This is a genomic window from Aliivibrio sp. SR45-2 (assembly GCF_963890165.1).
Lineage (GTDB): Bacteria > Pseudomonadota > Gammaproteobacteria > Enterobacterales > Vibrionaceae > Aliivibrio > Aliivibrio salmonicida.
The window spans coordinates 1-12,954 of sequence record NZ_CAWPRC010000147.1 but is presented as its reverse complement, the minus strand read 5'-3'; the positions used below and the strand labels follow the sequence as shown (position 1 = coordinate 12,954).

Genomic DNA, 12,954 nt, shown 5'->3' with positions numbered 1-12,954 from the left:
ACTTTTGCCTTATTATTCATCATCAAACGCAGGACCTGCGTAATTATCAAAGCGAGAAAATTGCCCTTGGAAGGTTAAACTTACCGAGCCAATTGGACCATTACGCTGTTTACCAAGAATAATCTCAGCAATCCCTTTGCGGTTACTTTCAGGGTTATAAACTTCATCACGGTAAATAAACATGATCAAATCGGCATCTTGCTCGATTGCACCAGATTCACGTAAATCCGAGTTAATTGGGCGTTTATCAGCACGTTGCTCTAGGGAACGGTTAAGCTGAGACAGGGCAACAACCGGAACGTTTAATTCTTTTGCTAACGCTTTTAATGAGCGTGAAATTTCTGAAATTTCTTGAGTACGATTATCTTGCATACCAGGAACACGCATTAATTGAAGGTAATCTATCATGATCATACTTAACCCTCCCGACTCACGTGCAACACGACGAGCACGAGAACGTAGCTCAGTTGGCGTTAAACCTGAGCTATCATCAATATACATATTCTTTTTCTGAGTCAAAATACCCATGGTAGACGAAATACGCGCCCAATCTTCGTCATCTAATTGACCAGTACGAATTTTGGTTTGGTCAACTCGAGACATCGAAGCCAACATACGCATCATTAGCTGTTCCGCTGGCATCTCTAGTGAGAAAATCAAAACGGGTTTGTCTTGGTCCATTGCAGCGTTTTCACATAAGTTCATCGCAAAGGTTGTTTTACCCATTGATGGACGAGCCGCAACAATAATTAAATCAGACCCTTGTAGACCCGCTGTTTTCTTATTTAAATCCGTGAATCCAGTAGAGACACCGGTGACACCATCTTGTGGGCTTTGGTATAAAAGCTCGATACGTTCTAATGTTCGCTCAAGAATGGTATCTACCGTTTGTGGCCCTTCATTCTCAGTCGTACGCGCTTCGGCAATAGCAAAAACTTTACTTTCGGCCATATCCAGTAAATCTTCAGAAGTACGGCCTTGAGGATCATAACCCGCGTCAGCAATTTCATTGGCGACACCAATCAAGTTACGAACCATCGCACGTTCACGAACAATATCAGCATAGGCATTAATGTTAGCGGCACTTGGGGTGTTTTTCACTAAATCAGCAAGATAAGCAAAACCGCCCACTGAATCTAATTTTTCATGACGTTCAAGATGTTCAGATAGGGTAATTAAATCCAACGGCATACTATCTTCTAGGATGGATTTAACCGATTCAAAAATTAATCGGTGTGGTCTGCTATAAAAATCAACAGCTACCACTTTTTCAGCGACAGTATCCCACCGCTCATTATCAAGTAGTAAACCACCAAGTACAGATTGCTCTGCCTCTAATGAATGCGGCGGTACTTTTAACGCATCAACTTGTGCATCATACTTGCGGTTTTGATTTCGATTATCAGCCATTACTACTTTTCACCATCCTAAATTCAGCTCTACATTATAACCAAAAGAAATTGGGATGAAATAACTATCCGTGTATCTCCTGATAACCTTTCGCAAAATAAAGATTTTGACTCAAATTTAACTCATCAACCAGATAAACTCCTATACTATGTGTCCTCTTTATTCTTTCTGAGATTAATACGTGTTAAAAAAAGTTTTACTTACAGGGCTTATCGCAATCAATGCATCTGTTCATGCAAGTGAGATTGAAAGTGAAGACGCGGATACGTCACCTCCCTCTCCTAGGGAAAGCCAAGTCGAATTGGGTTATGGAAGCGACAACTCACTATCTCTTAATTGTAGCCTAGAGCCGGTTTATACCTCTGGGCAGAATAGTCATGCCAGTGACGTGAAGTATTACTTATCAAAAGATGAGTGTGAAACCGACACTGAGCAGCTAACCCTTGAGAAAAAACCAAGCATCAGTGTTCCGGCAAGTGAGATCGATACAGAAGACGACGATACATCACCCCCTTCTCCATGGGAAAGCCAAGTCGAATTTGGTTATCAATCAAGCAAAGGTAACGATGATTCACAGTCTCTTAATGGTCGCTTAGAAGCAAGTTACACGTCTGGACAGCATCGTCACACAGGTGAAGTGAAGTATTATTTATCAAAAGAAGATGGCGAAACAGACAAAGACCAATTAAGCCTTAATTTACAAAGTGACTATAAAATAAGTCCTGATTACTATCTTTATGCCAACTTTAAAGGCTTAGAGACGGAATACAGTGCCTATTTTAAAGATTATACCTTTTCAGGTGGTTTAGGTTACCAAGCCAGTAATACGGAAAAGTTAGTATTAGAATTAGAATTAGGCCCTGGTTACCGTTATCAAAATCCAAATCTTGATGAGATTGATGATGACGATCTTATTTTTCCAGAAACAGTGGCAGAAGCGATCTTACGAACAAATATTACCGTATCGTGGAAACCAATGGACGTATTAACGCTTGCTTCTGAAGTCACCGTCACTAGCGGTCGAAGTAACACGCGTATCGATTCTGAAGTGAGCCTAACAAATAATATTACAGAAGAAATCGCCCTGAAGATCGCACAATCTCAAGAATATTTAGATCGTGTACCTCCAGGATTAAGCAAAACTGATTCTGTTATTTCAGTTAACTTATTATTTCTCTTCTAGATAAAGTTTAATCCCGCCATTCTCAATGTAACTCTTCATGCTTTTTCACTAATCCAAAATCAGCCAAGATGGCATAAGCGGCAGGGATCATGAAGAGTACCAAGAGCGTTGATGTGAAAATACCAAATACAATAGAAACGACGAGAGGCTGAATAACTTGCGCCTGCAAACTGGTTTCTAATAATAGAGGTAATAATCCCACAGCCGTTGTTACTGACGTTAAAAATACCGCTCTAAACCGTTCTTGGCTGGCTTTTACGACCGCTTCATACACGGAATCACCCTCATCCACATGATGTCGAATGTATTGCACTAACAAAATAGAATCGTTCACAACTATCCCCGCCAATGATACAAACCCCATAATACTCGGCATGCTTAATGGGTGACCTAATAATACATGCCCCCACAACACCCCAATCAACGCGAGTGGAATTGCCAGCATGACGACAAAAGGTTCAAGATAACTTCTAAATTGAAAACTCAAAATAACAAACACACCAAATAAGCCCAGCATAAAACCAGTGCCCATTGATTGTCCGGTTTCGGCGGTGTCTTTCGCTTCGCCTTCAAAATCAAAACGCAAACTTGGGTATTTCTTTTGTAGCTCGGGCGCAAGCTCTGATCTAAATTGAGCTAATATTTCAGAAGAGCTGACTTGTGATGCATGAACATCGCCAAATACGCTTAAGGTTCTTAATCCATTAATGCGTTGAATTCGAACATAGTTACGTTGAAAATCCAATGTAGCGATAGAAGCTAAGGGGATTTGACTGCCATCAGGCATGATAATTGGGAAATTTTCTAACATGTGTAAATCTCCCGCTTGCTCTTTATTCAAACGCACTTCAATTTCAATGTTTTCAACACCGAGTTGGATCTCATCTGCCGTTTGTCCAAAATACGCCGCTCGTAATTGATTTGCGATCAGTTGGCCAGTAACACCATAGGTTTCAGCGCCCGGTCTTAATTTCACCAGAACCTCTTCCTTGCCCATACGCATGTCATCAAGCACACCATACACGCCAGAAAACTCATTCAAATAGGCCTGAACTTCTAATGATGCTGATTTCAATGTATGTAAATCATCATCCATCATCCGAATTTCAATCGCCCGACCTCCCGGCCCCATCGTCGGTTGCTTATAAACCATGGTTATTGGTTCAGCTAACTCTCCAACTTCTGCACGCCACGCATCAATAAAATCATCAATTAATGTGTTTCGTTTTTCTGCCCCTAATAAATCTAAACGAATGGTCGCTAGATGAGGTCCAGATTCACTCGCATCTGCATTGGTATTAAATTGTTGAGTAATGTGCTCAACCAATGGACGACCATCTTCATTTTTCTCGCTCCACTCTTCATTTAATTTTTCAGCCGCTGACACTATTTTATCGACGACTAATTCAGTTTGAGAAAGTGACGTGCCCGGGGGTAGGATAATTCGCGCTTCAGCAATATCACCATCCAACTCTGGGAAACCAACAAACTTCAGAGCACCGCCAGAAATGAGTGAAAAAGAAATCAGCAAACTCGCAATAACGGCACCTAAAAAGGCATAACGCCATTCCACTACTTTTGTGACGGCTTTCACTAGAGTGACATTTCTAAAATGCTCAAAACGATCTAATACGATTTTTTTGATGCCTGAAATTGGCTTGTCTTTTTTTGCCTTATGTAATGAGTGACTAAGGTGATTAGGAAGAATTAAAAACGCTTCAATTAGACTAAGAGACAAAACTAATATCAGTACTTGTGGAATGACTTTTAAAACAGCCCCCATTTCTCCTTGTAAAAACATCAAGCTACCAAAGATACACACCGTCGTTAAGAAAGAAGACAGTACGCCGGGAAAAACCTTCTTCACCCCGTTATATACCGCATCGTCTATCTCTTGCCCTCGGTCTAAATGGGAAGCGATGGATTCTGCAATTACAATGGCGTCATCCATCATTATCCCTATCGCCATCAACAGGGCGACCAGCGACATAATATTAATGGAGAGCCCCAAACTCGCCATTAAAAATAAACCGCCAAGAAAAGCCACCGGAAGGCCTGCCGCAACCCAAAAGGAATATCGGAACGTAAAAAAGAGCCACATGGTAAGGAAAACAAGAATGATCCCTTGCCAGCCATTTTTTACCATCATGGTTAGTCGATCCCACAACAAGGAGGAAAGATCGTTGGTCATTTCTAATGCCACGCCATCAGGAGCAACAGATTGTTGATATTTAACAAACTCCGTCACTCGATCTTTAATGCGTAAGGCGTCTTCTTCTTTATTTTTACTGATCTTAAGTAACGCTGATGGCTTACCATCAAACAATACTTTTTGTTCATCCAATTCAAAGCGATCGGTTATCGTGGCAATATCGCCTAAACGGATCAACGCCCCATTATCTGATGCACCCATGACTGTTTTGGCCAATTCTTGCGGAGTTGTTTTTCTTTCATCAAAGCGAATTAAAAAATTCTTTTCTGGGGTTTCTATGCTGCCGCTTGGTAGCTTTACATTTTGTTCAGCCAGTTTATTCGCAATGTCACTGACATTTAAACCAAGCTGACGAATGGCTCCTTCATCTAACTCAACACGGTATTGGTGATCCGAAAAACCACTCACTTCAACCAAGGAAACATCATAATCAAGCTTGAGGCTTTGTTTGAGCTTTTCTGCATACGCTTTTAATTCTGGCCATGTTGTGTCTGCCGTAATCGCCACATCCACCACGGGTTCATTCCAATCCAATTCTTGGACTATCGGGGACTCTATCTCTTTAGGAAAATCGTTAATTGAATCAATTTGAGTCTGAACATCAACCAACATTCGTCCAATGTCGGCTTTCGCATTCAATTTAATGACCAAACGAGCAGATCCCTCAATCGCCTCACATTTCGTCTCTTCTATATTACCTAACCCATCAACAGCGTCTTCCAGTCGAACACAAATGCTTTCCTCCACTTCTTGTGGCGACGCACCTGGATAAACCACCCCAGCGAGAATATAAGGGGGGCTAAACTCAGGAAAGGTTTCTCGCTTTAATTGAGATAGCGACACCACACCAAGCAGCAAAATAGAAAGCATTAATAAATTGGCGGCGGTTGGATGTCTTGCAAAAAACTTAATCATTTAACCGACTCCTCTTCCTTTCTTTGCTCAACGGAACGCAATTGCATACCGTTAATAGCAGGAAGGAGATCATTTAAGATCAACAAGTCACCCGACGTTATACCCCCGACAATAGCGACTTGATTGTCTCTTCTAAAGACAATGTTTACGGGTAAAATAGTTAACTGGCTGTCATTATTAAGTAGGTAGATCTTATCACCATGAAGTGCACTTTCAGGGATCACCCACTGTGGTGAAAGCTCACCTTCAATTTCTGCTTTTACAAACATACCATTAACTAATGGAGGTAATGTGCCGGGAGTTAATGAGCGGTAGTCTTGTTGTATCTCTAAAATAATGCCAACGGTTGCTTGATTGGGATCGACCGTTTCACTGATCCGAGCAACCTGAGCTTGCCACTCTGCATTAAAACGCCCACTGCTTAATTGTACGTTTGCTTTTAGCGGCAATGAATCAAGATTAGGCATACCTTGTTCATTCGATTGAAATATACCAAAACTGTGCACTAGCGTTTGCATATCATGAATAGAAACTTGTGCTTCCACTTCCATGGTTTTAATACCATGAGCAATAAACATTTCTTGCTGTAAATTCACCACTTGGTCAGCTTCAATGTCCACTTCAGAAATACGAACATCGGTTGGTAATACGATTGATGTTTTATCTAAAGATCGCTGTGCCTCTTTTAATTTTGCTTGGTTCACTTTAACAATGGCTTGAGCGACTTTTCTTTCATCAGGCAATAATAAAATTTGGTTTTGAATATCCAGCACGACTTTTTGTTGCGCTAAATAAGATTGATTTTGCTGATCAAGATCCGATTGAGACGTTAAGCCTTTTTTCTGTAAATTTACTTTTCTACTTAATTCTTTTTTGCTGATCGCCAAGCGATTTTTTTCAATTTTTAATGTGTTACGAATGTTCTTTTCTTCTAGATCCACTTTTGCTAATTGGGTTTCACTTGACCCTAAATCCGCCTCTGCTTGAGCAAGCTTTAATTCGTAATCGAGTGGATCAATCCTCAACACCTCTGTCCCAGCAAGTAACACATTGCCTTTATTTAATTCAGGGTGGCGATAGACCACTTTACCTGAAACTTCAGCAATGGCTTTCCATTCAAATTTAGGCCTTATTTTACCGAATCCAATCACTTTAGGCGCAATACTCTGTTGCTCTAAAGCAATGGTCTTCACTATTTTTGAACGATCTTCAATGGGCTTAACTTCGGCATCAGGCCGTAATTTCGTGATGGTCACCAAGATAATGACACCGATAGCCACCACAGGAAAAAAGAGCAGTTTTTTAGTTATTTTCATTAGAATTCGTCTCTTTTATTTTGAAATAAGCCGTCACTTAATAAACGAATATTATGCTCCAGTAGATCAGTGAGAAATGCTTCATTTAACTCAATATTATGAACATCCAACATTTTCTTTGGTGCTAGAAAAGGAAAAACCATTAAACTCATCATTGATAATCTGGCTTTAATTGGATCGATTCCTTCCTTAAATAAGCCTTGATTAACGACTGGATCAAACAGCTTGCTTTGCATTGGCTGCAAAATACCAAAAATAATTTGCTGAAGCGCAGCTTGCTGCTCGTTATCAGCCTCCATAATTCTTAATATTAACTTAGGAAAAGCCGGTACTTTTATCATCGCTCGATAATACGCACGCATGAAATCCACTAAATCTTTCTCATTATCGTTCTCTAATGCCAACCTAAATTGTTCAACGACTGGCGCAATGGTTTCTTTAAACATTGCCTCAAACAATCCTTCTTTATTGCCAAAGTAATATCTAATCATCGCAATATTAGCCTTCGCGTTATCCGCAATTAATCGAGTGGATACTTTGTTATAAGGCCGAGAAACAAAAAGTTCACGTGCGTGAAAGATAAGTTGATCTCTAACTTCTGACTCCCCTTTCGGTCTTCCTAATTGCTTCGTCATTGATAACACCTTATTTATCTATTTTTTTGATTATAATTATTAATCGTGTGATTAATTATAAGTTAGTCGAAAAAATGTGCGATCCCTTTAATTCACTCACGTTTAATCATTTGATTAATTAATGGACTTCATTCAAGAAATGCATCTCATTTGAGCAATAATCCATCGTAGCAATCGTTTTTCTTCTCAGTTTTTAACTTTTGTCTAAAAATAAGCCTGTATATAGTAAAAACGTTATTTAATGGTTGACGATACAGGCTGAGTACGATATTAATTTGTTAATTATTTTTATGGATTGTATTTCAAATGAAAACAGCATCTTCTTTACTTCTAAACCTCCTCCTTATCGTGAACATCTCACGCGGGTAGGTTGTGGAATAAAAGAAGCCATAAACCAAATTTTAAAACCCGCTGAACATGGCGGGTTTTTTTATGGATAACCGCCGTCAAAGCGCACGACATACACAAGGAAGAAAGCCCATGAGCGATCAAGTCATAATATTCGACACCACCTTAAGAGATGGCGAGCAAGCACTGTCAGCAAGCTTAACCGTAAAAGAAAAATTGCAGATTGCGTTTGCGCTTGAGCGTCTTGGTGTTGATGTCATTGAAGCTGGCTTTCCAATTTCATCACCAGGTGATTTTGAGTCGGTACGAACCATAGCAAAACACATCAAAAACAGTCGTATTTGTGCCCTTTCTCGTGCGGTTACTAAAGATATCGATGTCGCAGCTGACGCATTAAAAGTCGCAGAAGCGTTTCGAATTCACACCTTCATTTCAACCTCAACGGTTCACGTTCAAGATAAGTTACGTCGTAGTTATGATGACGTAGTAGAAATGGGCGTCAAAGCCGTTCAGCGTGCTCGTAAATACACCGATGATGTTGAATTTTCTTGTGAAGATGCAGGCCGTACTCCTATTGATAATCTATGTCGTATGGTAGAAGCCGCAATCAACGCAGGTGCAAATACCATCAATATCCCAGATACGGTGGGTTACACCATTCCTGGCGAATTTGGCGGTATTATTCAAACTCTATTTAATCGAGTTCCAAACATTGATAAAGCAATTATCTCTGTGCACTGTCATGATGATTTGGGTATGTCTGTAGCCAACTCAATCGCAGCGGTTCAAGCCGGTGCTCGTCAAGTTGAAGGCACGATTAATGGTATTGGTGAGCGTGCAGGTAACTGTTCTCTAGAAGAAATTGCAATGATTTTGCAAACTCGTTCAGAGTATCTAGGTGTTCATACTGGTCTTAAAAATGATGAAATCCATCGCACCAGTAAGCTAGTTAGTCAGCTTTGTAATATGCCAATTCAAAGTAATAAGGCTATCGTAGGCGCGAACGCGTTTAGCCACTCTTCAGGCATCCACCAAGACGGAATGCTTAAGAATAAAAACACTTATGAAATCATGACGCCAGAATCTATTGGCTTAAAAAACAAAGCGTTAAACCTAACCAGTCGTTCTGGCCGTGCCGCAGTTAAAAGTCACATGGATTCAATGGGTTATAAAGCCGAAGAATATAATCTAGATACCTTGTATGCCGATTTCGTAAAACTGGCCGATCGTAAGGGCCAAGTATTTGATTACGATTTAGAAGCCCTAATGCACTTTGCTAATCTTCGCGATGAAGACGACTTTTATAAGTTGAACTACTTGAGCGTGCAATCTGGCAGCGTCATGGCAACCACCAGTATCAAATTGCTTTGTGGCGACGAAGAAAAATGTGAAGCAGCTGTCGGTAACGGTCCAGTAGATGCTCTTTATCAATGTATTTATAAGCTAACCGGTTATGAAATTGTACTGGATAAGTTTGACCTAACAGCGAAAGGCGAAGGCGAGGACGGGTTAGGTCAAGCCGATATCATTGCAAATTACAAAGGCCGTAAGTACCACGGTACAGGCTTAGCTACCGATATTATTGAAGCATCAGGCCAAGCACTGCTTCACGTCATTAATAGCATTCACCGTGCTGATCAAATTGCAGAAATTAAGCAAAATAAAATTACGACGGTATAGCACTAAATAAATTTAAATCAGGGCAAATACACCGTGCCTTGATTTTCCAAATTAAATAGAAAGATTAAAGGATTAACATGACGAATAAAACATACAAGATTGCGATTTTACCTGGCGATGGTATCGGCCCAGAAGTCATGGACCAAGCACATAAAGTTCTGGATGCGATTGAGAAAAAACACGCGATTTCATTTTCTCGTGAACAACATGATGTGGGTGGAATCGCAATTGATAATCACGGTTGCCCACTACCAGAAAGTACAGTAAAAGGCTGTGAAGAATCAGATGCGGTTCTATTCGGCTCCGTTGGTGGACCTAAATGGGAAAACCTTCCACCGAATGATCAACCAGAACGTGGCGCCCTACTTCCTCTTCGTAAGCGTTTCGAACTGTTTTGTAACCTACGTCCTGCTCAAATTCATAAAGGATTAGAAGGGTTTTCTCCACTGCGTGCTGATATTTCGGGTAACGGTTTTGATATCGTTGTTGTTCGTGAACTGACTGGTGGCATTTACTTTGGTCAACCGAAAGGTCGTGAAGGCGAAGGTCCTCAAGAGAAAGCGTACGATACTGAAATTTATCATCGTTATGAAATTGAACGTATTGCAAAGATTGCTTTTGAATCTGCGCTTCTACGTAACAAAAACGTATACTCAATTGATAAAGCCAACGTTCTACAAAGCTCTATTTTATGGCGTGAAGTGGTCGAAGAAGTAGCGAAAGGCTACCCAGAAGTCAAACTGAGCCACATGTACATTGATAACGCGACCATGCAGTTAATCAAAGATCCCTCTCAGTTTGATGTCATGCTGTGTTCAAATATCTTTGGGGACATCATTTCTGATGAGTGCGCCATGATCACAGGCTCTATGGGCATGCTTCCTTCAGCAAGCCTAAATAAAGATAACTTTGGTTTGTATGAACCAGCAGGTGGTTCAGCACCAGATATCGCAGGCAAAAACATTGCAAATCCAGTCGCTCAAATTTTATCGGCGGCATTGATGTTACGCTATAGCCTTGGTGAAGAAGAAGCAGCTCAAAGTATTGAAGCTGCCGTATCTAAAGCGCTATCAGCAGGTGAACTAACGGCCGATCTTGCCGGAGATAAACCCGCATTAACGACCTCAGCAATGGGCGATAAAATCGCTGAATATATTTTGAATTCGTAATTCAAGGAAGAAGCAATGTCTAACGCAAAAACATTATACGAAAAAGTTTATGATGCCCATGTTGCAGTTGCAGCAAAAGGTGAAACCCCAATTTTATATATCGACCGCCATTTAGTTCATGAAGTGACCTCACCACAAGCATTTGATGGTCTGCGTGAAAAAGGTCGTAAAGTTCGCCAAGTCGGTAAAACTTTCGCGACGATGGATCATAACGTATCAACACAAACCAAAGACATTAATGCCTCTGGTGAAATGGCTCGAATCCAAATGGAAACACTGTCTAAAAACTGTGAAGAATTTGGCGTAACCCTTTACGATCTAAACCATAAATACCAAGGTATTGTGCACGTAATGGGACCAGAGCTAGGTATTACACTTCCAGGTATGACGATTGTGTGTGGAGATTCACACACAGCAACGCACGGCGCATTTGGTTCTCTTGCATTTGGTATTGGTACCTCTGAAGTTGAACACGTATTAGCGACACAAACGCTAAAGCAAGCTCGTGCAAAAACGATGAAGATCGAAGTCAAAGGAAAAGTCACAGAAGGCATTACCGCAAAAGACATCGTTCTAGCGATCATTGGTAAAACAACCGCAGCTGGCGGTACTGGTTATGTGGTTGAATTCTGTGGTGAGGCAATTACAGATCTGACGATGGAAGGTCGCATGACGGTATGTAATATGGCGATAGAGCTAGGTGCCAAAGCCGGCCTAATCGCACCAGATGCCACCACGTTTGACTACATTACTGGTCGTAAATTCTCACCTCAAGGTGAAGATTTGACGGCAGCTATCGAATATTGGTCGTCACTAAAAACGGATGATGATGCAAAGTTTGATGCAGTTGTTAGCCTTGATGCCTCTGAAATTAAACCACAAGTGACGTGGGGAACAAACCCTGGCCAAGTTATTGCCATTGATCAACCCATTCCTGCACCAGAAAGTTTTTCTGACCCGGTAGAAAAAGTATCCGCAGAAAAAGCCTTGGCTTATATGGGTCTTGAAGCCGGTAAATCATTAACAGATTACAACGTAGACAAAGTGTTTGTCGGCTCTTGTACCAACTCTCGTATTGAAGATATCCGCGCTGCAGCTGCTGTTGCTAAAGGCAACAAAGTCGCCGCTCATGTTCAAGCCTTGATTGTTCCAGGTTCTGAGCAAGTAAAAGCACAAGCGGAAAAAGAAGGATTAGACATCATCTTTAAAGAAGCGGGTTTTGAGTGGCGTTTACCGGGTTGCTCTATGTGTCTTGCAATGAACAATGACCGTTTAGGTCCACAAGAGCGTTGTGCATCAACATCAAACCGTAACTTTGAAGGTCGCCAAGGCCGTGATGGACGAACTCACCTAGTAAGCCCTGCCATGGCAGCGGCAGCCGCGATTGCGGGTCATTTTGTTGATATTCGTACCATCACAGAAACAGCATAAAGGAATTTACTATGTCAGGTTTTAAACAACATACAGGTCTAGTCGTTCCTTTAGATACGGCAAACATTGATACCGATGCCATCATTCCAAAACAGTTTTTACAAAAAGTAAATCGCACGGGTTTTGGTAAGCACTTATTCCATGACTGGCGCTTTCTTGATGATGCAGGTCAGCAACCAAACCCAGAATTTGTAATGAATGCCCCTCGTTATCAAGGCGCAAGTATTCTACTTGCCCGTGAAAACTTTGGTTGTGGCTCATCGCGTGAACACGCACCGTGGGCTTTGGCGGATTACGGAATCCAAGTCATGATTGCACCAAGCTTTGCTGATATTTTCTATGGCAACTCTATCAATAACCAAATGATCCCTGTGCGTTTGACTGATATTGAAGTGGATGAAATATTCCAATTCGTTGAAGCAAATGAAGGCTCTGAAATTGCAGTTGATTTGGAAGCCATGTTAGTAAGCGCTAACGGTAAGCAGTATTCTTTTGAGATTGATGAGTTCCGTCGCCACTGCCTGTTAAATGGGTTAGATAATATCGGTTTGACACTGCAACATGCTGATAAAATTTCAGAATTCGAAGCTAAGATCCCGAGCTTTTTGAAATAGGATTCAGGATTCAGGATTCAGGATTCAGGATTCAGGATTCA

General features: G+C 41.0%; 9 protein-coding genes. 5 read left to right on the top strand and 4 right to left on the bottom strand.

What is annotated here, in order from left to right; translation table 11 throughout:
* Positions 1-12: 12 nt before the first annotated feature.
* The gene (locus AACV33_RS08205; protein ID WP_017021512.1) at positions 13-1,410 is read right to left on the bottom strand and encodes a replicative DNA helicase; all 1,398 of its coding nucleotides are present in this window, start codon (positions 1,408-1,410) and stop codon (positions 13-15) included.
* 460 nt (positions 1,411-1,870) lie between these two features.
* Here AACV33_RS08205 and AACV33_RS08200 point away from each other — a divergent pair, with 460 nt between their 5' ends.
* Positions 1,871-2,593 carry a DUF481 domain-containing protein gene (locus AACV33_RS08200; protein WP_241802901.1) on the top strand — a complete coding sequence of 241 codons (723 nt, stop codon included), beginning with the start codon at positions 1,871-1,873 and terminating at the stop codon, positions 2,591-2,593.
* Positions 2,594-2,615: 22 nt separating this feature from the next.
* On the opposite strand, the gene AACV33_RS08195 is transcribed toward AACV33_RS08200, so the two are convergent.
* The 3 genes from AACV33_RS08195 to AACV33_RS08185 are packed head-to-tail and all read right to left on the bottom strand — an operon-like array spanning position 2,616 to position 7,671.
* Positions 2,616-5,720, bottom strand: coding sequence for an efflux RND transporter permease subunit (locus AACV33_RS08195; protein WP_182700123.1), 3,105 nt, complete (start codon positions 5,718-5,720; stop codon positions 2,616-2,618).
* Entirely contained in the window at positions 5,717-7,036 is a 1,320-nt protein-coding gene (locus AACV33_RS08190; RefSeq protein WP_182700122.1) for an efflux RND transporter periplasmic adaptor subunit, read from the bottom strand. The genes AACV33_RS08195 and AACV33_RS08190 overlap by 4 nt, the downstream gene beginning before the upstream one ends.
* Entirely contained in the window at positions 7,036-7,671 is a 636-nt protein-coding gene (locus AACV33_RS08185) for a TetR/AcrR family transcriptional regulator (RefSeq protein WP_182700121.1), read from the bottom strand. Before AACV33_RS08185 ends, AACV33_RS08190 begins: the two co-directional genes overlap by 1 nt.
* 480 nt (positions 7,672-8,151) lie before the next feature.
* Here AACV33_RS08185 and leuA point away from each other — a divergent pair, with 480 nt between their 5' ends.
* The 4 genes from leuA to leuD all read left to right on the top strand — a co-directional run bounded on the left by leuA (position 8,152) and on the right by leuD (position 12,913).
* On the top strand, positions 8,152-9,699 hold the full coding sequence (gene leuA, locus AACV33_RS08180) for a 2-isopropylmalate synthase (RefSeq protein ID WP_017021517.1): 1,548 nt from the start codon (positions 8,152-8,154) through the stop codon (positions 9,697-9,699).
* 77 nt (positions 9,700-9,776) lie between these two features.
* Positions 9,777-10,868 carry a 3-isopropylmalate dehydrogenase gene (gene leuB / locus AACV33_RS08175; RefSeq protein WP_182700120.1) on the top strand — a complete coding sequence of 364 codons (1,092 nt, stop codon included), beginning with the start codon at positions 9,777-9,779 and terminating at the stop codon, positions 10,866-10,868.
* 15 nt (positions 10,869-10,883) lie between these two features.
* Positions 10,884-12,299: a 3-isopropylmalate dehydratase large subunit gene (gene leuC, locus AACV33_RS08170; RefSeq protein WP_017021519.1), complete on the top strand. Its 1,416-nt coding sequence runs from the start codon at positions 10,884-10,886 to the stop codon at positions 12,297-12,299.
* An 11-nt stretch (positions 12,300-12,310) separates the two neighbouring features.
* Positions 12,311-12,913 (top strand): 3-isopropylmalate dehydratase small subunit, encoded by a 603-nt coding sequence (leuD, locus tag AACV33_RS08165; protein ID WP_182700119.1) that lies wholly within the window; start codon positions 12,311-12,313, stop codon positions 12,911-12,913.
* The last annotated feature ends 41 nt before the right edge of the window (positions 12,914-12,954 follow it).

Excerpts from the sequence above, each read along its gene's own strand:
- AACV33_RS08195 (WP_182700123.1), bottom strand. The coding sequence starts at position 5,720 with ATGATTAAGTTTTTTGCAAGACATCCAACCGCCGCCAATTTATTAATG.
- leuC (WP_017021519.1), top strand. The coding sequence starts at position 10,884 with ATGTCTAACGCAAAAACATTATACGAAAAAGTTTATGATGCCCATGTT.
- leuD (WP_182700119.1), top strand. The coding sequence starts at position 12,311 with ATGTCAGGTTTTAAACAACATACAGGTCTAGTCGTTCCTTTAGATACG.
- leuA (WP_017021517.1), top strand. The coding sequence starts at position 8,152 with ATGAGCGATCAAGTCATAATATTCGACACCACCTTAAGAGATGGCGAG.
- AACV33_RS08185 (WP_182700121.1), bottom strand. The coding sequence starts at position 7,671 with ATGACGAAGCAATTAGGAAGACCGAAAGGGGAGTCAGAAGTTAGAGAT.
- AACV33_RS08190 (WP_182700122.1), bottom strand. The coding sequence starts at position 7,036 with ATGAAAATAACTAAAAAACTGCTCTTTTTTCCTGTGGTGGCTATCGGT.
- AACV33_RS08205 (WP_017021512.1), bottom strand. The coding sequence starts at position 1,410 with ATGGCTGATAATCGAAATCAAAACCGCAAGTATGATGCACAAGTTGAT.
- leuB (WP_182700120.1), top strand. The coding sequence starts at position 9,777 with ATGACGAATAAAACATACAAGATTGCGATTTTACCTGGCGATGGTATC.